This window comes from Gymnodinialimonas sp. 202GB13-11, from assembly GCF_040932485.1.
GTDB lineage: Bacteria > Pseudomonadota > Alphaproteobacteria > Rhodobacterales > Rhodobacteraceae > Gymnodinialimonas > Gymnodinialimonas hymeniacidonis.
The window spans coordinates 2,577,922-2,598,497 of record NZ_JBFRBH010000001.1 but is presented as its reverse complement, the minus strand read 5'-3'; the positions used below and the strand labels follow the sequence as shown (position 1 = coordinate 2,598,497).

Annotated in this window: 19 protein-coding genes; 14 read left to right on the top strand and 5 right to left on the bottom strand. The window is 61.6% G+C overall.

What is annotated here, in order from left to right; genetic code table 11:
- The first annotated feature begins 78 nt into the window (after positions 1-78).
- The 10 genes from tolQ to ftsH all read left to right on the top strand — a co-directional run bounded on the left by tolQ (position 79) and on the right by ftsH (position 10,687).
- A complete protein-coding gene (tolQ, locus tag V8J81_RS13080) occupies positions 79-771 on the top strand; it encodes a protein TolQ (RefSeq protein ID WP_368476194.1) in 693 nt (230 codons plus the stop codon).
- Complete coding sequence (gene tolR / locus V8J81_RS13075; protein WP_368476193.1) at positions 771-1,241, top strand: protein TolR; 471 nt, start codon at positions 771-773, stop codon at positions 1,239-1,241. The genes tolQ and tolR overlap by 1 nt, the downstream gene beginning before the upstream one ends.
- Before the next feature lie 7 nt (positions 1,242-1,248).
- A complete protein-coding gene (tolA, locus tag V8J81_RS13070; protein WP_368476192.1) occupies positions 1,249-2,421 on the top strand; it encodes a cell envelope integrity protein TolA in 1,173 nt (390 codons plus the stop codon).
- Positions 2,422-2,503: 82 nt separating this feature from the next.
- Complete coding sequence (locus V8J81_RS13065; protein WP_368476191.1) at positions 2,504-4,078, top strand: hypothetical protein; 1,575 nt, start codon at positions 2,504-2,506, stop codon at positions 4,076-4,078.
- Positions 4,075-4,569 carry a cell envelope integrity protein TolA gene (gene tolA / locus V8J81_RS13060; protein ID WP_368476190.1) on the top strand — a complete coding sequence of 165 codons (495 nt, stop codon included), beginning with the start codon at positions 4,075-4,077 and terminating at the stop codon, positions 4,567-4,569. Before V8J81_RS13065 ends, tolA (V8J81_RS13060) begins: the two co-directional genes overlap by 4 nt.
- Before the next feature lie 67 nt (positions 4,570-4,636).
- A complete protein-coding gene (gene tolB, locus V8J81_RS13055; protein ID WP_368476189.1) occupies positions 4,637-5,965 on the top strand; it encodes a Tol-Pal system beta propeller repeat protein TolB in 1,329 nt (442 codons plus the stop codon).
- Positions 5,966-6,031: 66 nt separating this feature from the next.
- Positions 6,032-6,571 (top strand): peptidoglycan-associated lipoprotein Pal, encoded by a 540-nt coding sequence (gene pal, locus V8J81_RS13050; protein WP_368476188.1) that lies wholly within the window; start codon positions 6,032-6,034, stop codon positions 6,569-6,571.
- A 1-nt stretch (position 6,572) separates the two neighbouring features.
- Positions 6,573-7,424, top strand: coding sequence for a tol-pal system protein YbgF (gene ybgF, locus V8J81_RS13045; protein ID WP_368476187.1), 852 nt, complete (start codon positions 6,573-6,575; stop codon positions 7,422-7,424).
- On the top strand, positions 7,421-8,698 hold the full coding sequence (gene tilS / locus V8J81_RS13040) for a tRNA lysidine(34) synthetase TilS (protein WP_368476186.1): 1,278 nt from the start codon (positions 7,421-7,423) through the stop codon (positions 8,696-8,698). Before ybgF ends, tilS begins: the two co-directional genes overlap by 4 nt.
- A 75-nt stretch (positions 8,699-8,773) precedes the next feature.
- The gene (gene ftsH, locus V8J81_RS13035) at positions 8,774-10,687 is read left to right on the top strand and encodes an ATP-dependent zinc metalloprotease FtsH (protein ID WP_368476185.1); all 1,914 of its coding nucleotides are present in this window, start codon (positions 8,774-8,776) and stop codon (positions 10,685-10,687) included.
- Positions 10,688-10,759: 72 nt separating this feature from the next.
- On the opposite strand, the gene V8J81_RS13030 is transcribed toward ftsH, so the two are convergent.
- Positions 10,760-11,050, bottom strand: a complete 291-nt coding sequence (locus V8J81_RS13030) for a sll1863 family stress response protein (protein ID WP_368476184.1) — start codon at positions 11,048-11,050, stop codon at positions 10,760-10,762.
- A gap of 384 nt (positions 11,051-11,434) precedes the next feature.
- Between V8J81_RS13030 and V8J81_RS13025 the strand changes: the two genes are divergently transcribed.
- Genes V8J81_RS13025 through folD form a run of 3 tightly spaced genes read left to right on the top strand, consistent with a single transcriptional unit; the run spans position 11,435 to position 14,467 of the window.
- Positions 11,435-13,111: a formate--tetrahydrofolate ligase gene (locus V8J81_RS13025; protein ID WP_368476183.1), complete on the top strand. Its 1,677-nt coding sequence runs from the start codon at positions 11,435-11,437 to the stop codon at positions 13,109-13,111.
- A complete protein-coding gene (locus V8J81_RS13020; protein WP_368476182.1) occupies positions 13,083-13,571 on the top strand; it encodes an OsmC family protein in 489 nt (162 codons plus the stop codon). Before V8J81_RS13025 ends, V8J81_RS13020 begins: the two co-directional genes overlap by 29 nt.
- Positions 13,568-14,467 (top strand): bifunctional methylenetetrahydrofolate dehydrogenase/methenyltetrahydrofolate cyclohydrolase FolD, encoded by a 900-nt coding sequence (folD, locus tag V8J81_RS13015; RefSeq protein WP_368476181.1) that lies wholly within the window; start codon positions 13,568-13,570, stop codon positions 14,465-14,467. Before V8J81_RS13020 ends, folD begins: the two co-directional genes overlap by 4 nt.
- Here folD and V8J81_RS13010 read toward each other — a convergent pair.
- On the bottom strand, positions 14,464-14,898 hold the full coding sequence (locus V8J81_RS13010) for a PaaI family thioesterase (RefSeq protein WP_368476180.1): 435 nt from the start codon (positions 14,896-14,898) through the stop codon (positions 14,464-14,466). The two genes, folD and V8J81_RS13010, sit on opposite strands and share 4 nt — an antisense overlap.
- A 95-nt stretch (positions 14,899-14,993) precedes the next feature.
- Here V8J81_RS13010 and V8J81_RS13005 point away from each other — a divergent pair, with 95 nt between their 5' ends.
- The gene (locus tag V8J81_RS13005; protein WP_368476179.1) at positions 14,994-15,785 is read left to right on the top strand and encodes a LytTR family DNA-binding domain-containing protein; all 792 of its coding nucleotides are present in this window, start codon (positions 14,994-14,996) and stop codon (positions 15,783-15,785) included.
- Here V8J81_RS13005 and pdeM read toward each other — a convergent pair.
- The 3 genes from pdeM to V8J81_RS12990 all read right to left on the bottom strand — a co-directional run bounded on the left by pdeM (position 15,782) and on the right by V8J81_RS12990 (position 20,574).
- Positions 15,782-16,444 (bottom strand): ligase-associated DNA damage response endonuclease PdeM, encoded by a 663-nt coding sequence (gene pdeM, locus V8J81_RS13000; protein WP_368476178.1) that lies wholly within the window; start codon positions 16,442-16,444, stop codon positions 15,782-15,784. The two genes, V8J81_RS13005 and pdeM, sit on opposite strands and share 4 nt — an antisense overlap.
- Before the next feature lie 196 nt (positions 16,445-16,640).
- Complete coding sequence (locus V8J81_RS12995) at positions 16,641-19,067, bottom strand: ligase-associated DNA damage response DEXH box helicase (protein WP_368476177.1); 2,427 nt, start codon at positions 19,065-19,067, stop codon at positions 16,641-16,643.
- A 184-nt stretch (positions 19,068-19,251) separates the two neighbouring features.
- Positions 19,252-20,574, bottom strand: a complete 1,323-nt coding sequence (locus tag V8J81_RS12990; protein ID WP_368476176.1) for a DUF8689 domain-containing protein — start codon at positions 20,572-20,574, stop codon at positions 19,252-19,254.
- Between the last annotated feature and the right edge of the window lie 2 nt (positions 20,575-20,576).

The following is a 20,576-nucleotide window of genomic DNA, read 5'->3' as shown; positions in this document are numbered from 1 at the left end:
TTAATCTACCGCTCAAATGAGGCGCATCAAAAATCGCGCCCTTACGTTTGAGGCCGGGCAGAGGACAGCAAACCAGTTATGGAAACAGAGACGCTCGCTATGGCGACCGAGGCGGATTTCACCCTCGTCGCCCTTTTCTTCCGTGCAAGTTTCATCGTTCAACTCGTGATGGTGGCGCTGATTGTCGCCTCCGTCTGGGTTTGGGCAATCGCTTTCACGAAATTCGCCATGTTCCGCCGCGCGCGCAGCAATGCGGCAGGCTTCGACGCGGCCTTCTGGTCGGGTGAGCCGCTCGATGAGCTTTACGATCAGGTGGCCGACGCGCCGGGTTCGGCGTCTGAGCGGGTCTTTGTGGCCGGCATGACCGAATGGCGGCGCAGCTTGCGCGATGACGGGGCGTTGATCCCCGGTGTGCAGCAGCGCGTGGATCGGTCGATGGATGTGGCCATTGCGCGCGAAAGCCAGCGCATGACCAACGGGCTGAACTTTCTGGCCACGACCGGCGCGACGGCCCCGTTTGTGGGTCTGTTCGGCACGGTCTGGGGCATCATGCGGTCGTTCCAAGAGATTGCGATTTCCGGGCAGACCTCGCTTGCCGTTGTGGCCCCCGGTATTGCCGAGGCCCTTTTGGCCACGGGCCTAGGCCTGCTGGCGGCTATCCCGGCGGTGATCCTGTACAACAAGCTTTCCAGTGATGCGGATGAGATTGTGGCGACCTTCGAAGGGTTCGCTGACGAATTCTCCACCCTTCTCAGCAGGCAGCTCGACTGATGGGGGCCTCCGTCCAGACGGGCGGCGGTCAACGTCGCCGCAGGGGCAGGGGCCGCCGAAGCGCACGCCCGATGTCCGAGATCAACGTCACGCCCTTCGTGGACGTGATGTTGTGCCTTTTGATTATCTTTATGGTGGCCGCACCCTTGATGACTGTGGGCGTTCCTATCGACTTGCCAGATACTTCTGCTGAGGCATTGCCAAGCGAAGAGGAAGAGCCACTGACCGTGACCCTCGCCGCCGATGGGCGCGTGATGCTGCAGACCACGGAAGTGACGCGGGAAGAGATCATCCCACGCCTGCAAGCGATTGCTGCTGAGCGCGACAGCCCGCGCATCTTTGTGCGCGCCGATGGTGGCATTCCTTATGAAGATGTCATGCAGGTGATGGGCGCGCTGAATGCGGCGGGCTTCCGTGAGATTGGTCTCGTGACCGATGCCGGTGGCCCGACCCTGGACGGCGGGGAGTGATAGCCCGATGCGCCGGTCCCTCTATGCCTCTTCAGCGATCCATGTGGGCCTTCTGGCCTGGGTCGCCTTTGGCGGGTTGCTGTTCGACCGCAGCCCGGAGGTGGAGTTTGAGGTGACGGGTGTGGCGTTGATCACGGCCGAGGAATTCGAGGCGCTGACCAGCGGCGCCGCCGATGCGCCCGCCGTGATCGAAGCGCCGGAAGCACCGGCTTTGCCCGATGTGACCGAAGCGCCAGAGACGCCAACGCAAGAAGCGCCGCCACCAGTGACGGAACAACCGGCAGAGACAGAAGCGCCCGCGCCTGAGAGTGATCCGGTCCCGGTGGACCCAATCCCGGACACGCAGGTCAGCGACGACGTTGCTGTCCTGGCTCCGCCACCTGATGCGCCCGACGCTGATCCGTCCGACACGCCGACGCCAGAGGAAGCGCCGCGCATCGCGCCTGTGGCAAACCCCTTGCCCGAACCGGATGTGGAGACCGCGCCGGAGGTTCTGGAGCAGCCCACGGAAGAAGCTGTGGCCGAAGAGACCCCTGTCGAGGAGGTGCCCGAGACTGCGCCCGAGGAATCCACGACTGAGATCGTGACCGAGGCCGACGAACCGGCCGCGGCGCTTGCTCCAACAGCCTCTGTGCGCCCGACCGCACGGCCCAACCGGCCCGCACCGGTCGAGGAGCCTGTGGAAGAGGCTGTGGCGGAGGTTGAGGAACCTGCGGAAGAGCCGGTGGTTGAGGCACCCGTTGAAGAAACGGCGAGCGTTGAGCCTGAGGAAGACCCGCTGGCCGCCGCGATTGCGGGTGCAGTCGCTGAGGCGGTGGAAACGCCCACACCTGCTGCCGACTCTGCGCCGGCCGGGCCGCCGCTGTCTCAAGGCGTAAGGGATGGGTTCCGGGTGGCAGTCAGCTCGTGCTGGAACGTTGGCTCGCTTTCAACCGAGGCGCTCGGCACAACCGTCGTTGTAGCATTCGACATGACCCGCGACGCGCGGCCCGAGACGGGCACGATCCGTATGATCGAGTTCTCCGGCGGGTCCGAGGCTGCTGCATTGCAAGCTTACGAAGCGGCCCGTCGCGCGATTATCCGTTGTGGATCAAATGGCTACGGCCTGCCCGAAGAAAGCTACGGTCGCTGGCAACAGGTTGAACTGGTGTTCAACCCCGAAGGGATGCGCCTGCGATGACCTGTTTCTCCATTCCTCTCAAGCTGCCCCAAAGCACCCATGCGGTGCCTTTCCCGTATTCGGTAAAGAAGGAGGCGGGCTTATGACTGTGTTCCGTTCCGCGATTGTTTTCTCTCTCATGGCGTCGGTCTCACCCCTTGCGGCGCAGACGGCTTTGAATGACCGCCCCGGCATGTGGATTTCGGTCCAGCCAGAGGCCCCCGCATCGCAGCCTGAGATTCTGACCGCGCCGGACTCCGCGCCGCTGATCGCGGCCGCGCCTTCTGGCGGTGTCGTGCTGGATGCGACCGGCAGCGCAAGCGGCGTTATCCTTGAGCATCCCGCCATTGCGGCGCCTGCGGAGACCGCCGCAGCCCCATCGACCCGGCCAACGCCGCGCCCGGATACGTTGGCCGTCGTGGCTGACGTTATTGACCCAGAGCCAGAGGAAGATCAGGACGTCGCCATTATCGTCGACGCTGCCTATTCCGGCCCGCGACCCCAGCAACGTCCGCGTGAGGTTGAGGAGGTGATGGAGCCGCCAGCCGAGGAAAGCGTTCCGCCCGTCGTGGAAGAAGCGGCGGTGATTGCGGTTGATCCAACACCCGAGGTTGCGCCTGTCGAAGACCCCGCACCGCAGGTTGCCGGCGTTGAAATCGACGATGCAGCAGCGCTTGCCGCAGAACTCGCAGCGATGTTGGCCGATGATGCCCACGACATCATGGCAGCCGCCCCGTTTGTCAGCGCGGATACGGTGCCGGATTTGGCGACACTTGCGCCTGAAGATATCGTTGTTGCATCGGCCTTCGCCGCAGCCGAAGCGCAGCCCCGGCTTGCGCCCACACCCACGGCGCTCCACGCGGTCGCGGCCATGTCGCCGCGCAATCAGCCCGCTTCCTTGTCGGCTGTCTTGCTTCCCGGCACCTCAACCGGCGCGCGCCCGACCGTGCAGCCAGCAGCCTTCCTCGTACCGCGCGAAGATCCCGCTCCGGTGCTGTCGCGCCCATTGCCCGAAGGACCTTCGGCGCAGGAAGAGGTCGCGGCCCCCGAAGCCACAGCGCCCGCCACTTTGGCAGCGGTCCTGATGCCTGGCCCGAGCCCGGCGCCTGACCGTGCCGAAGGTCTGTCGTTCGCCGCGCAACCGGCGCCTGATATGTTCCCGTATTCCGCGCTGCCGCCTGAGCTTTTGCCCAATGCCCCCGACGCGCAGGCCCGCAGCGTGCCGCCAACGGCCCCAGCGCCGGAGGCAATGGCTGCCGTTCTTTTGACCGAGCCGCGCCCGGCCCCGCAACCGCTGCCACCGTTAAGCTTGCCGGACATGCCGCTTGCTGATGAACCACCGATTGACCCAGATGCCGCGCCTGAACTGCCCGCGCCCGATGCCAATGCCGTAGCGCGGATGATCGCGGATGCAGCGATTTGCTGGCAGTACGCGGATTTGGGGGCTGAGGCCGGTTGGGCGCGCCTTTCGGTCAGCGTGGCGCTGGATGAGATGAACATGCCGGCCGCCCAAAGCATCCAATTGACCGGCTTCGGCCATGTCATGTCATCCTCCGCAGCCGAAGCCTTTGATGCCGCGCGTGGCGCGTTGATCGGCTGTGCGGAGGCGTCCGGGTCTGAGCCCGCAACACGCCCCGCGACCTTAGTATTTGACCGAAACGGAGTCCGCTTGAGATGATCCCCCCCCTGCGCCTAGGCGCTGTCCTTTTGCTTGCTGCTGTGCCTGCTTTTGCACAAAGCGTCGTGCCCGTTCCCCGCCCGAGCGAGGCGGAGCGTGCCGCTGCTGCCGAAGCTCGCGCGGCCGAAGACGCGGAGACGCAAGCGGTTCCAGCGGTGGCCGAAGCGACGCGGCCCCTGACGCAAGAGGAAACCGCCAGCTTCATCACGCAGGTGCGCGCGTGCTGGAACACCGGCAACAACGCGGAGGCCGGCAATGTTGCGGTCGTCGTGCGCTTTTCCATGACGCCTGAGGCGGAACCGATCCCCAATACGTTTGAATTGGTTTCGGCCTCGGTGGACGATCAGGATGCCGCTGATCTGGCCTTCCTTGCCGCGCGTCGTGCGGTCATCCGGTGTGGCGAGGCGGGTTATGACCTGCCCGCCGCCGCTTTCCCCTATTGGGAGCGGGTCGAAATCAATTTTGATCCCTCACAGACAGGAGGCAATTGAACATGTGTCATTGCTTCCCAAATACCTCGCGGCCCATGCCGCGCCCATTCACAAAAGAGGTGGTGTTATGCTGACACGCCGGAATTTCATCGGTTCTTCCAGCCTTCTTCTGGCCTCTACGGCCCTGCCGCAAATCGGACTGGCGCAAGACGGCCCATTGCGTTTGGAAATTACGGAAGGGGTGATTGAACCGCTTCCCTTCGCGCTGCCCACGTTCATTGGGTCAGGGGATGCGGCGGCCGACATCAGCCGCGTGATTGCGGCCGATTTGCGCGGCACGGGGCTGTTCCGGCAGATCCCGCAGGATGCCTACATCTCTCAGGTCACGAGCTTCAACGCACCGGTCAGCTACCCCGATTGGCAGGCGATCAACGCGCAGGCGCTTATCACCGGCGAGGTTGAGGCGCGCGGTGACGGCAATATCGTGGTCCGCTTCCGCCTGTTCGACGTGTTCAGCCAAGCGCCTTTGGGTGAAGGTCTGCAATTCGTTGGCCCCGCCAACAGCTGGCGGCGCATGGCGCATAACGTGGCCGATCAGGTCTATTCCCGCATCACCGGCGAAAGCGGCTATTTCGACACGCGCGTGGCGTTCATCCACGAAGAAGGGCCAAAGAATGCGCGCCTCAAGCGGCTCGCGATCATGGATTATGACGGCGCGAACGTGCAGTATCTGACCGACAGTCGCGCGCTGGTTCTGGCGCCGCGTTTCTCGCCCTCTGGCGATCAGATCCTCTACACGAGCTATGAGAGCGGTTTCCCGCAGGTCTATCTGATGGACGTCGCGTCGGTGCAGCGCAGGCCACTGGAGGCAATCCCGGGTGGCAACATGACCTTTAGCCCGCGTTTTGCGCCAAGTGGTCAGAACGTGGTCTTTAGTCTGGAGCAGGGCGGCAATACCGACATCTATGGCCTTGCCCTTGGGGGCGGGTCGCGCACGCAACTCACCCAATCGCCCTCTATCGAAACGGGTCCATCCTTCAGCCCTGATGGCAGCCAAATCGTGTTTGAGTCGGACCGGACCGGGCAGCAGCAGATCTACATCATGCCCGCTGGCGGCGGCGAAGGGCGCCGGATTTCGACCGGGGCTGGCCGCTACGGCACGCCCGTCTGGTCGCCGCGTGGTGACTACATCGCCTTCACCTATCAGGCGGACGGGCGCTTCCACATTGGTGTGATGCGCACTGATGGCAGCGAAGAACGTTTGCTGACGTCGTCCTTCCTCGATGAAGGGCCGACATGGGCGCCGAATGGCCGCGTGATCATGTTCACCCGCGAGACACCGGGTGATGATGGGGCACCCGCGGTCTATTCGGTCGATATCTCGGGTCGGAACCTGCAACGGGTGGCGACGCCCGGCATGGCATCGGACCCAGCCTGGGGGCCGCTTCAAAGCTAGTCGTGATTGGCGCGGGCGGGCCGCGCATGGTATGAGTTCAAAAAACAAGATCCGAGGATCAGAGCAATGAAACTGACAAACATCTTTCGCAAGGCCCCGGCGGTCCTTCTGGTAAGCACTCTGGCGCTCGCCGCCTGTTCGCAAGGCGGGTTCCGCGGCGATGACGAAGCTGGCGGCGGTACCGGTGCCAACGGCGCGCTTGGCGCGGGTGCAGGTGCTGGCGGCGTGAACGATCCGTCAAGCCCGGCCTACTTCAATCAGGTCGTTGGCGACCGCGTGCTGTTTGCCGTGGACCAATCCACCCTGTCGGCTGAGGCGCAGACCATTCTGGCCGGTCAGGCGCAGTGGATGCTGTCGAACCCCGAATTCACCGCGTTGATCGAAGGCCATGCGGATGAGCAGGGCACACGCGAATACAACCTTGCCCTTGGCGCACGGCGCGCGGCGGCGGTGCAGGAATACCTGATCTCCCAAGGGGTGCCTGGCAACCGGTTGCGCACGATCTCCTATGGTAAAGAGCGCCCGATTGAGATTTGCTCGACCGAGGCGTGCTACAGCCAGAACCGCCGCGCGGTCACGGTGATCTCGGCAGGTCTTGGAGCGTAAGATGCGTCTGGTCGTTGCCCTTTGTGCCTTTCTGGTGGCCGGTCCCGCGCTTGCGCAGGACCGTGCGCAGACCCTCGCCGATATCCGGCAGGAGCTTTCGGTTTTGTTCGTTGAAATTCAACGCCTTCGCGGTGAGCTGAACACCACAGGTGGTGCCAGTGGAACAGGGGCCACAGGCGGCACGATTGACCGTGTAAATGCCATCGAGGCCGAAGTTCAGCGGCTAACCGCTTTGACTGAACGCATCCAGATTGATCTGGACGGCGTGGTGCGGGATGGGACGAACCGGATCGGTGATCTGGAGTTCCGCCTGTGCGAATTGGAAGATGATTGCGACATCGCCACGCTTGGCGACACGCCCTCGCTCGGTGGTGTGACACCGGCCTCAGGCGGGGCTGCGACCGCACCCGCGCCCACAGGAGGTGAGATTGCGGCGTCGACCTTGCCCGATACCGGCGGCGCGAACCTTGCCGTTGCGGAAGAGGAAGACTTCAACCGTGCGCGTACGGCCTTCGACGGTGGCGAATACGCGGACGCGGCGATCATGTTCGAGGCCTTCACCAACAACTATCCGGGTAGTCCGCTGTCGGCGGATGCGCATTACCTCCGCGGTGAGGCAGAGGCGAACCAGGGCCGGTGGAGCCCGGCGGCGCGGGCCTTTCTAGATAGTTTCTCAGCCAATCCCGACGGACAGCGCGCGCCCGTTGCATTGACATCGCTTGGCGTGGCCTTGGCGCAGATCGGCCAAACCGAAGAAGCCTGCCTGACTTTGGCCGAGGTCGCCGTGCGCTACCCCGGCTCCGCCTCCGTGGCTGAAGCGCAGGCTGAACGCGGGCGTCTGGGCTGCCAGTGAGCGAAACTCTGCCCGAGCGGTTTGCGGCCCGTATGGGCCATCTGCTCGGGCCTGACTTCCCCACCGACATTGCATTGGCCGTTTCCGGCGGGGGCGACAGCATGGCGATGCTGGCGCTGGCCCATGACTGGGCACATGTCTTTGGCGTGAAGCTGTGGGTAGTGACCGTGGATCACGGTCTGCGCGCCGATAGCGCCGATGAGGCCGCGATGGTGGCCAAGGAATGCGCCTTGCTTGGCCATCCGCACGAGACGCTGCGTTGGCAGTGGCATGGTGAGGGCAATCTGCAAGACGCGGCGCGGCGGGCGCGGCTTGAACTGATCGACCAGTGGCGCGGCAAGATTGCCCATGTGTTGATGGCCCATACGCAGGACGATGTTGCCGAGACCTTCCTGATGCGGCTGGCCCGCGGGTCGGGGGTGGAGGGGCTTTCAGCGATGTCTGACATGCGCTCGGTTCGAGGACAGAAGGCGCCGTTCAAAGTGGTTCGCCCTCTCACGCGAGAGGCCCGCGCCGATCTGCGCCACCACATCAACACGCTGAAAGTGCCTTATGTCGATGACCCCTCCAACGACGACCCGCGTTTTGATCGGGTCAAGGCGCGACAGGCCCTTGCTGGCCTTGGAATTGAGGCCGCAACGTTCACCGCGACGGCTGAGCGGATGCAGCGCGCCTCGGTCGCGTTATCGCGACGGGCGGCGGATGTGGCGCGGGACTGTGTTACACAAGAAAAGTGCGATTACATGCCAACCGGTGATCTGCTGATTGATCGGGATCGGTTCGCGGAGGTTGAGGCCGACACGCAGCTGCGAATTCTCGCAGCCGCTTTGCAATGGGTCAGCTCTGCCACTTACCGCCCCCGCGCCTCGGCTTTGGAGGCCCTGCTGGATCGGGCGCTGTCGGGTGGAGGCGGCACGCTTCACGGCGCGCGAGTGATGGTGACACCGTCGAAGATCCGCGTCAGCCGGGAATATGCCGCGGTGGATGGAGCGCAGACGCCCATTGGTACGACTGAAGTGGCGTGGGACACGCGGTGGCACGTGTGTTCGACCAAGCCTGAGGGCCTGACGCTCCGCGCGCTGGGGCCGGACGGCTGGAAACAGGCCGTCGACAAGCCGGGCGATCTGCCGCCACACGATGCGGCGATCACGTTTCCTGCTGTCTTTGCCGGGGACCGGCTTATCGCTTGGCACCCCATTCATACGTCGCCTGAATTCCAGGTCCGTTTCGCGCCCCCGGCGGGACAATTCATCACATTCCTTGAATCGCGTTGAACTTGCCCCCTCAAACCTTATCTTAGACGCAACGCGGGCATTGGCCCGCCTTTACTCGTTTCGAGGAGATCTCCCTTGGGTAACGCGAGAAACATCGCATTCTGGGTCATTCTGTTTCTGTTGATCCTGGCGCTCTTCAACCTGTTCTCAGGTGGTCAGAGCCAGGTGAACAGCCGCACCGTGGCCTATTCCGATTTCGTGCAACAGGTTGAAAACGGTGGCGTTTTGTCGGCCACGCTGGATGGGGAGAATGTTGAATTCACCACCGGCGACGGCACTTATTCCACGATCGCACCGAACGACGCGGAAACCACGCAGACGCTGCTGGACAATGACGTCCGCATCGAAGCGCAACCGCAGCAGACCTCGGGCTTCCTGAGTGTGTTGTCGCTGTGGCTGCCGGTGCTGGTCCTGATCGGCATCTGGATTTTCTTCATGAACCGGATGCAGGGCGGTGGCCGTGGCGGTGCGATGGGCTTCGGCAAATCCAAGGCCAAGTTGCTGACTGAAAAGCATGGCCGCGTGACGTTCGATGACGTGGCAGGCATCGACGAGGCCAAGGACGAACTGGAAGAGATCGTCGAATTCCTGCGCAACCCGCAGAAGTTCTCGCGCCTCGGTGGCAAGATCCCCAAAGGTGCGCTTTTGGTCGGCCCTCCGGGCACTGGTAAAACGCTTCTGGCCCGCGCGATTGCGGGTGAGGCTGGCGTGCCGTTCTTCACCATCTCCGGCTCTGACTTCGTTGAGATGTTCGTGGGTGTGGGTGCAAGCCGCGTGCGCGACATGTTCGAGCAGGCGAAAAAGAATGCGCCCTGCATCGTGTTCATCGACGAAATCGACGCCGTGGGCCGGTCCCGTGGCGTGGGCTATGGCGGCGGCAACGACGAGCGTGAGCAGACCTTGAACCAGCTGCTGGTCGAGATGGATGGTTTTGAGGCCAATGAAGGCATCATCATCATCGCCGCGACCAACCGCCCCGACGTTTTGGACCCCGCGCTGCTGCGTCCAGGCCGGTTCGACCGTCAGGTTCAGGTGCCAAACCCCGATATCAAAGGCCGCGAGCGCATTCTGGGCGTCCATGCCCGGAAAGTGCCGCTTGGCCCCGATGTGGATCTGCGGATCATCGCGCGCGGCACGCCGGGATTTTCGGGTGCTGACCTGGCGAACCTGGTAAACGAGGCGGCGCTGATGGCCGCACGCGTGAACCGGCGTTTCGTGACGATGGAAGATTTCGAGAACGCCAAGGACAAGGTGATGATGGGGGCCGAACGCCGCTCCATGGTCATGACTGAGGATGAGAAGAAGCTCACTGCTTACCATGAGGCGGGCCATGCCATCGTCGGCCTGAACGTTCCTGATCACGATCCGATCCACAAAGCGACGATCATTCCGCGCGGCCGCGCGCTGGGTCTTGTGTTGAGCTTGCCGGAGCGGGATCAACTGAGCGTTTCGTACCGCAAATACACCTCCAAAATCGCCATGGCGATGGGTGGACGTGTGGCGGAGGAGCTGATCTTCGGGAAGGAGAACATCACCTCGGGCGCGGCTTCGGACATTCAGCAAGTGTCCAAGATCGCCCGCGCGATGGTCACCCAGTTCGGCTATGCTGAAGAGCTTGGCTACATCGATTACGCCAATGAACAGCAGTCCTATCTGGGCAGCTATGGTGGTGGGACCAACCACTCGGCCGCGACGCAGAAGATCATCGACGATAAGGTCAAGGAGCTGGTGGACGAAGGCTACGACACTGCCAAGCGCATCCTGACAGAAAAGGCCGATGATCTTGAGCGTCTGGCGCAAGGCTTGCTAGAATATGAGACGCTGACCGGCAAAGAGATTACGAAGGTGATCGCGGGTGAGCCGCTCAACCGGGGCGACGACGATGATGAAGCGCCAAGTTCAGGCGGGACACCATCGGTGACGGCAATTCCAAAGCTGCCGCCGAAGTCCAAGCCATCGGGCGATATGGAGCCTGAGCCGACAGCATAGTATCGGTTACCAAGACATATAGAAGCCCCGGTCGAATGGCCGGGGCTTTTTGCTAAGGGCGCCGCTGTCGCGTCAACCCATCATCTTTTTCTGCATCTCTTTCATCTGAGCTTCCATGTCAGTCCACATCTTCTGGACGCTGGCCTGCATTTCCTTCGCGGCCTCCATGTTGGCTTTGCCAAGCTCTTCCATCTGCGCCTCGGCATGTTTGCGCTGCTCATTGAGCGAGTCCATTTGCTTAGCCATCTCAGCCTGACCCTTGGCGCCGGCCTCCATCATTTTGGACTGCATTTTGCCCATTTCAGCGGTCCAGCTTTCCATCTGGGCCTGGGCCTTTGCCATGAATTCCTTTGGGTCTTGCATCCGCTGTCCTCCGCTTTGCTAAAGGCACGCTAACACAAATCCCGGAAGATGCCGCGGCTTTGTTGATCAGACGGCAATCGAGAGCAGAGCGACGCCAGCGGACATGCCCATCGCAAGGCCGGTATAGATCATGAAGCTGATTGCGCGAATTTGCATCGTGTTTCCCCCAAATAGCAGACAGTGCCCAACATAAACGCTGGATTTGTTAAGAAACGGTGCAAATCTGCTGTTGGTTCCCCCGTGAGGCGTATTTTCCTTTCGGAAACGTCGCGCACGCGCCATGACGGGATGCTCTGTGAAAATGTCGGAATTGGCCCTATCCGCCCATGGTCTGCCCGTTATAGGCGAGTTGAGACAAAGATTTTCGCGAGGGAGACGCGCGCCATGGGCTTTAAATCCGACATCGAAATCGCACGTGAGGCGCAGAAGAAGCCGATCCAGGAGATCGGCGCGAAGATCGGGATCGGCAGCGATGATCTGCTACCCTACGGCCATGACAAGGCGAAGGTCAGCCAGTCGTTCATCAACTCCGTCCAGTCGCGCGAAAACGGCAAACTGATCCTTGTGACCGCGATCAACCCGACGCCCGCAGGCGAGGGAAAGACGACGACGACCGTGGGTCTGGGTGACGGCCTGAACCGCATTGGCAAGAACGCGATGGTCTGCATTCGCGAAGCCTCGCTCGGGCCGAACTTCGGCATGAAGGGCGGGGCCGCTGGCGGTGGCAATGCGCAGGTTGTCCCGATGGAGGAGATGAACCTCCACTTCACCGGCGACTTCCACGCGATCACCTCGGCGCACAGCCTTCTGTCGGCAATGATCGACAACCACATCTACTGGGGCAATGAGCTGGAAATCGACGTGCGCCGCGTCGTCTGGCGTCGTGTCGTGGACATGAACGACCGCGCTCTGCGGCAGATCACGGCCTCGCTTGGCGGCGTGGCCAACGGCTTCCCGCGCGAGGCGGGCTTTGACATCACCGTGGCCTCCGAGGTCATGGCGATCCTGTGCCTGGCGAAGGACCTCAAGGACCTGCAGGAGCGTCTGGGCGCGATGATCGTGGCCTACCGCCGCGACCGCTCCCCCGTTTTTGCACGCGACATCAAAGCCGATGGCGCGATGACGGTGCTGTTGAAGGACGCGATGCAGCCGAACCTCGTGCAGACGCTGGAAAACAACCCGGCCTTTGTCCATGGCGGCCCGTTCGCCAACATCGCCCACGGCTGTAACTCCGTCATTGCAACCTCCACGGCGCTGAAGCTTGCCGACTACGTGGTGACGGAAGCGGGCTTCGGCGCGGATCTAGGCGCTGAGAAGTTCATGAACATAAAGTGCCGCAAAGCGGGCCTCGCGCCGAGCGTTGTGGTCTGCGTGGCCACGGTGCGCGCGATGAAGATGAACGGCGGCGTGGCGAAAGCTGATCTGGGTGCCGAGAACGTGGACGCGGTGAAGGCCGGCTGCCCGAACCTTGGTCGCCATATCGAGAACCTCAAAGGGTTTGGCGTGCCGGTTGTGGTCGCCATCAACCACTTCGTCACCGACACGGACGCGGAAGTGCAGGCGGTTAAGGACTATGTGGCCGAACAGGGCGCGGAAGCGGTGCTGTCGCGGCATTGGGAGTTGGGCTCCGAAGGCTCCGCGCCGCTGGCCGAGAAGGTCGTCGAGGTGATTGAAAAGGGCGAAGCACAGTTCGAGACGCTTTATGCTGACGACATGCCGCTGGCCGAGAAAATCCAGACGGTTTGCCAGAAGATCTATCGCGCCGATGAAGCCGTGATGGACAAGAAAATCCTCGACCAGCTGAAGCTGTGGGAAGATCAGGGCTATGGCAACCTGCCGGTCTGCATGGCGAAAACGCAGTACTCCTTCTCAACCGATCCGGGCCAACGCGGCGCCCCCACGGGCTTCACCGTTCCGGTCCGCGAAGTGCGGCTGAGCGCTGGCGCAGGCTTCATCGTCGCGGTCTGCGGCGAGATCATGACCATGCCCGGCCTGCCGCGCGTGCCATCGGCAGAGGCCATCCACCTCAACGATGACGGTCAGATCGAAGGGCTGTTCTAAGCCGATGCACGAGGCCCGCGTGATCTGGAAGAAGAGCGGCGACTTCGCCGCCAATCGCTACACGCGCGGGCACATGTGGCGCTTCGATGGGGGGCTTGAGGTTCCGGCCTCGGCTTCTCCGTCCGTTGTGCCGGAACCCTATTCCGACCCCGCCGCGGTGGACCCGGAAGAGGCTTTCATCGCCTCAATCTCAAGCTGTCACATGCTGTGGTTTCTGGATTTTGCCCGCCAAGCGGGGCTTGAGCCTGAATCCTACGAGGATCGCGCGACCGGCGCATTGGTCCGACAGGACGGCAAGACGTGGATCCCCCGCGTCGATCTGAACATTCGCGTCACATGGGCCGATGCGCCCGACGTAGACACCCACAAAGCGCTGCATGACAAAGCGCATCACGCCTGTTTCATCGCCAATTCGGTGCGGACCGAGATTGTCGTGAACCTGTTGGAGGACACCCCATGACCGCAGAGAAAATCGACGGAAAAGCCTTTGCCGCCAATGTGCGGGGCCAGATTTCCGACCATGTCGAACGTTTGAAAGCCGACCATGGGATTACACCCGGCTTGGCGGTGGTGCTGGTGGGTGAAGACCCGGCAAGTGAGGTTTACGTCGCCGCCAAGCACAAGCAGACGGTTGAAGTCGGCATGGCGTCTTTCGAGCACAAGCTGCCTGCGGACGTTTCCGAGGAAGAGCTGTTTGCCCTGATCGACAAGCTGAACGCCAACGACAGCGTGCATGGCATCCTGTGCCAATTCCCCGTGCCCGATCATTTGGATGAGCGCCGTGTCGTGGCACGCATTGACCCGGCGAAGGATGTTGATGGTCTCAGCGTGGTGAACGCGGGTCTGTTGGCGAGCGGTGAGAAGGGCCTTGTGTCCTGCACGCCGCTTGGCTGCCTGATGCTGCTGCGCGATCAGGTGGGCAATATGTCGGGTAAGGAGGCCGTGGTGATTGGACGGTCGAACCTGTTCGGCAAGCCAATGGGCCAGCTTCTGCTGCAAGAGAATTGCACCGTGACGATCGCGCATTCGCGGACGCAAGACCTGGCCGAGGTTTGTCGCCGTGCGGACATTCTAGTTGCTGCCGTTGGGCGTGCGGAGATGGTGAAGGGCGATTGGGTGAAGCCGGGCGCGACGGTGATCGACGTGGGTATCACGCGTATCCCGCACCCTGACAAGCCGGGCAAGACGAAGCTTCTGGGCGACGTGGACTATGCTGAAGCCATCGAAGTGGCCGCGGCTGTGACGCCTGTGCCGGGCGGCGTGGGGCCGATGACCATCGCCTGCCTGCTTGCCAATACGCTGACGGCGTGCTGCCGGGCAAACGGATTGGAAGAGCCGCAGGGCCTGACTGCTTAAGTTGCTTCCACGGGGATCATCGTGCCCTGCAAGATCGCCACGAGCTTGCGGGTGCCATCCTCTGCCTCAGCCTCGATATCGCAGCGCGTGATGACAAGTCGCTTGCCGGGTTTCACCACTCGGCCTGTGGCAATCAGCCGTGCGCCAGCCGCCGGGTCGAGTAGGTTGATCTTCATCTCGACTGTCATAACCTCCTTCCCAGCGGGCATTTGGGTCAGGGCGGCATAGCCCGACGCGCTGTCGCCGAGGGCGAAGGTTGCACCGGCATGAACGACGCCGTGTTGCTGGCTCATTTCAGGGTTGGGTCGAAGACTGAGGACAACTTCGCCGCTTGCGATGCGCTCAATCTGCGCGCCGAGCGACTGCATCATGCCCTGTCGCGCGAAGCTGTCTTGAATTTGTTGTGATATGAGCGATGAAATCTTGTGCATTTTCACATGTTAGCGAAATCATCCTTGAAGACTATTGAATACGACCTTTATCGTCGCAGAAATCGCGAACAGGCCTCTGATCAACGGATATCGGATTGGAAGAAAACTCCACCAGCGTATTAGATCGTAAACGTGATTGGCGAATTCGCCTTTCAATTGCGTTATTGGCTGTGGTGATTGTTTCGCTCCTTGGCCCATTTTCCACCTATGACAGGTTTTCATTGCCGGAGCGGGGCCTTTATTGGGGCGCCGTCATTCTCGGCTCTCTGATTCCCGCTCATCTGATACGAAGCTTTCTCAGAGACGTCGTTCCGGGATCCGAGCTCAAACGCGATGTTGTCGCGGTATTTTGCATTGGGATTGTTTTGGCGCCTTTGATCTGGGCGGCGAACATTTTCCTTCTGGGAGATCAGCTTGCGACGCCGCTGTTCCTGATCGAGCACGTGATCATTGTCTGGCTCATCTGTGCCATTCCCGTTCTTGTTCGGCATCAGTACCGGAATATGCAAGAAGAACCCGAAGCTTTAACTGAGGTTCAGCGAATGCCAGTTGCTGTGCCGGTGGAGGAGGCCCCTGCATTGGTGCGCCATGTTGAGCCATCCGTGCAGGGCCCTATCAAACGGGTCTCAGCCGATGGGCATCAACTTCTCATCTATACCGCGAAGGGCGAAGCGCGGGTGCGTATGCGCTTTTCCGACGCCCTGCTTCAATTGGACGGCGCAGATGGGATTCAGGTCCACCGGTCACATTGGCTGGCGTTTGAAACTATAAAATCCGTGACACAGGATGGCAGGCGGTATGCGGCGATCCTCACGTGCGGCGCAAGGGTTCCCGTCAGCCCGTCCCGATTGGGCGATTTGCAATCTGCTGGTTTCTCAGTGACCTAACGCGGCATCGGAATCCGCACCGGCGGATCGGCGAGAAGAATTGCGGCAGCGTTGGGTGCCATAAGGCTGGCCAATTCTGGGCGGTCGCAATGTAGACCGCCTGTGTAGGTGCCAAAAGCGGGCAAAATCAGGCGTCTGTCGTCCACCAGAAAGCAGGGTCTCGTGATAGTACGGCCACGCGCCAGAACACGCGCTTTTGGGTGATAGTGTCCCGATACCTCTGCCTCTGAAGATTCTGAGGCAATATGGCGAAAGGCGATGGAGGAAATTTTCACTTCGCTGAGGTGTTCGCCTCCGATGCCGACTGGTCCAGGGTCATGGTTGCCCTCAATCCAGATCCATTGACGTCCGGCCATGGTAGGCGCCAGCCGATCTGACACGTCTTGTGCGGTGGCCTGTGCGGCTGCGAGGTCGTCAAAACTATCCCCCAGGCAGATCACTCGCTTTGCGCCAGTGGCCGCGCAATCTGCAATCAGCCGGTCGAGCGTTTCTTGAATTTCGTAGGGCGGCAAGATCGGCCCACCCCGTCGTGCCATCCGCTCCGCTTTGCCAAGGTGCAGGTCGCTGACCACAAGCGTCGCTTCCGCAGGCCACCAAAGCGCCCCGCTTGGCAGGGCAGTGAGCGTGTGATCGACGAAGGAGAAGGTTAGGCCGTTCATGTTTCGTTCATATGCCGGGCGGGCGCATGAAAGCAAGGCGTCAGGTCACGGGTTAACTCACGGAGTATGCATTGCGGAATGCGTCATGATAAACGCCAATTCAGAATTCTTAGGCTCTGGACTTACGTGGCGTCACCTTGGGTGAGTAATGCGCGTATGAAGAAAAGCGGAATAGCGCATGGGTATGTTTTTACCTCTATTCCAACTTTAAGCCCGCCGTTTCCATTAGTCGCGTGGCCTCATCTGCCAATAGCCGTTCATTGGCGAGGCCTTGAATTGGAATGCGCCCGGGCTCCAGGAATAGGGGAGCGGCCAGCGGTGTTACGCGCGTCAGTGGTTTGTGGTCAATCCGGCCCCCGATGCGATCCAGCATCTCTTCGATCCGTCCGAAATCGACCAGACCGCGCATCGCCTCGTTCCGGGTGATCTCCAACATGACGTGATCGGGATCATACTTGCGCAGAGTGTCGTAGAGGATATCGGTCGAGAAGGTCGCTTGCCGCCCGGATTTGCGTTTTCCGCCGGGCATGGATCGGTCCACCAGCCCCGCGATAATGGCACTGCCCTTGAAGGTGCGTTTCATCACCGCGTTGTCGGCAAGCCAGCTTTCCATTGTGGCCATCAAGTTGTCGCGGCTGAAAAGCGGTTCGATATTGGTCGCCTGATCCAGCCCCCAGATCAGCGTCGCATAGTCGGTGGAGACGAAGCCCATCGGGTTGAGGCCCTGTTCCTCCATCCGTTGCGTCAGCAGAAGACCGAGCGTTTGCTGCGCGTTTCGGCCAGCGAAGCCGTAGGCCACCAGATGTTCGCGCCCATCGTGGGGAAAGGTTTCGACCAGCAGGCGGTCGCGTTGCGGCAATTGTGAAACATCGCGTTGGAGCTTCAGCCAGTCGCGGGTGTGGTTTGGCAATTCAGGCCAATCTTCTTGCCGGAACATGGCTAGGATACGGTCTGATAGCTGCGTTGAGGTAGCGAACTTCGTGCCCATGAAGGTGGCGATCTTGGGCTTCTGGTATGGGGTGCGCGTGACTTCGACAGTCATCTCGCGCATGCCTTCATAGCGGACGATCTCACCCCCGATCAGGAAGGTGTCGCCCTTGCGCAGCATGGAGGCGAAGTATTCCTCAACCTCGCCCAAGGGCCTGCCGCCGCGTGTCTTTTGAAGACGGACGGCCATTTTGTCCGCGTCGACAATGGTGCCGATGTTCATGCGAATGCGGGCCGTCGCGCGTGGGTCGCGCAGGCGGTAGATGCCATCAAGCTCGATCAAGCGCTGCCACTGGTCGTAAGCGCGCAGGGCGTAGCCGCCGGTGGCCGCGAAATCGAGGCAGCGGTCAAAGGTCTCTCGTGGGAGGTCGGCATAGGCACCGGCGGTGCGGACTTCCGCGTAGAGCTCATCTGCGGTGAACGGCCCCGCACAGGCGCGGATCAGGATGTGTTGGCAGAGGACGTCGAGGGGACCAGTGTGGTCGATGTCGCCGTCGAGTGTGTGGTCACGCACGGCTTGAAGGGCGGCAACGCATTCGATCACCTCAAACCGGTTTGCCGGTACGATCAGCGCTTTGGACGGCGCGTTGTAGCGGTGATTGGCGCGGCCGATGCGCTGGACGAGGCGTTTGACGTTCTTGGGCGCCCCGACCTGAATGACCAGATCGACATCGCCCCAGTCGATACCGAGGTCGAGAGAGCCGGTGCAAACGATCGCCTTAAGCTCGCCGTTCACCATGGCCTGTTCCACACGCTCACGCTGCTCGCGCGCCAACGCACCGTGGTGGATACCGATGGGGATCTGATCTTCGTTTGCCAGCCAGAGGTGGTGGAAAAACAACTCGGCCTGCGCGCGGGTGTTGTGGAAGATAAGCGTTGTATTATGGGCCTTTACCTGTTCGAGGACGGCCTGCATCGCGTATTTGCCGCCGCCGCCGGACCATGGGGGAGGGGCGTCGGTTGTCAGCATCTGAATGTCGGGGTCGGGGCCGGGATCGGCTTTCAGGATCGCGCAGGGATCGGGGTTCTTGGCAAGGACGCGGGCGACGGCTTGCGGGTCTTCGACAGTGGCGCTGAGACCGACGCGGCGCAGGTCGGGGCGCAGGGCGGAGAGGCGGGAGAGGGCGAGCATGAGTTGGTCGCCGCGTTTGGATTCCGCGAGGGCGTGGATTTCATCGACAATGACGCGTTGGAGGCCTTTGAAGGTGCGGTCGGCGTCCTCGTAGCTGGTGAGAAGGGCGAGGCTTTCCGGGGTGGTGAGCAGAATGTGCGGCGGGTCGGCGCGTTGGCGTTTCTTGCGGCTGGAGGGCGTGTCGCCAGTGCGATCCTCGACCCGGATGGGCAGGCCCATTTCCTCGATTGGGGCGGTCAGGTTGCGCTTGATGTCGGCGGCTAAGGCCTTGAGCGGGCTGATATAAAGTGTGTGGAGGCCGTCGTGGTCTCCGTCCGCAAGCTCCGCCAAAGTGGGAAGGAACCCGGCCATCGTCTTGCCGCCGCCGGTGGGGGCGATGAGGAGTTGGCAGGGTTGATCTGCGAGGTCCAGCATTTCGCGCTGGTGCGGGTGGATGGACCAACCGCGCGACGAAAACCAGCCTTCGATTTCTGGTGGCAGGGCAGGGGGGGCGACAGCGTCCATACAGCGCAAGATAGGTCAAAAGCGCGCGTAATGAACCTGTAGTGATCCTGTAGTTTTTTTGTAGTTACACGTGTTGGCGCGTGACGCTGTTTGGCCACTGGCCAAAGGCGCCCCACCCGCCATCCCGTGGGTGGGGATTTCTGCAGAAATTCCACACGGAAAACCTGAGTTTTCCGGTCCGTTTCTAGTGAACGATGGTCTCTTCGCGGACGTATAGGTTTTCCCACGCACGGTCGATGAATTCGGGGCGCATCTGGTAGGGGATGCCCTCGAAATCGCAGATCGCCTTGATCTGATCGCACAGGAACACCGGGTGGTAGTTCGCGTAGATGTTGTCGATCGTGGGATACTTCTTCTTCAGCATATGGATGAGGGAAGCCTCATCCAGTGGCACGCCTTTCTTCTTTGCGACCATGGCGAAGATTTTCAGGAATTGCTCCTGATTTGAGCCGTCGATCTTCACCTTAAAGAAGATACGACGCAGGGCCGCTTGGTCGAAGATCTCGTTCGGGTGGAAGTTGGTTGAGAAAACCACCAGCGTGTCGAACGGCACTTCGAATTTTTCACCCGATTGGAGCGCGAGGATGTCATAGTTGACTTCCATCGGAACGATCCAGCGGTTGATCAGCGCCTGGGGCGGTTCTTCCTGACGGCCAAGGTCGTCGACAATAAAGACGCCGCCGGTCGACTTCAGCTGAAGCGAGGCCTGGTAGGTGCGGCTGACCGCATTGTAGTTGAGGTCGAGCATCGACAGGTTCAATTCACCACCGGTCATAACCGTGGGCCGGGTGCACAGGAGGTAGCGTGTGTCGAACTTGCTGGCGCTGCGGCGCAGGCTGGTCTGCTCAGATGTCTCGGATTTCATCACCGGCGTGTGCACGATCGGGTCGAACACGGTGATCACCTGACCGGCATAGGCCAATGCATGGGGGACGTAGATGTTGTCGCCCATCGCGGCGCGGATGCCTTCAGCGATGGAGGATTTACCATTACCGGGCGGGCCGTACATCAGCACCGAGCGGCCTGAGCCCACGGCGGGCCCAAGCTGGTCGATCAGCCCGTCGGGCAGGATCAGATGGCCCATCGAGGCTTCCAGCATGTCGCGGGTCAGCTTGATGTCGCGGATAGACTGGCGCTTCACTTGCACCTTGTAGTCTTCCAGCGGGACCGGCATCGCGCCGTAATATTCGGATTGGGACAGCGCATCGAGGGCGCGCGCCTTGCCGCCATCGGTGAGCTGAAAGCCCATCTCGTTCGAGGAGGTCGCGTGCAGCGTACCGGTGGCCTGCAACAGGTTCTGGTCGCGCAGCATATCGATCAGCTCGGTCGTGAGCGGGATCGGCAGGCACACGGCCTTAGCGATTTCCGAGACCTGTTCCACGTTTTTGCGGAAAATCGTCTTGAGCACGATGTCGCGCATCATCACGATCGTCAGCCCGGTATCTGTCAGCTTGCGCAGCGCCGGGGGGGCGAAGGCGGCTGAATTATCTGTGACCTGCATGTTCATGG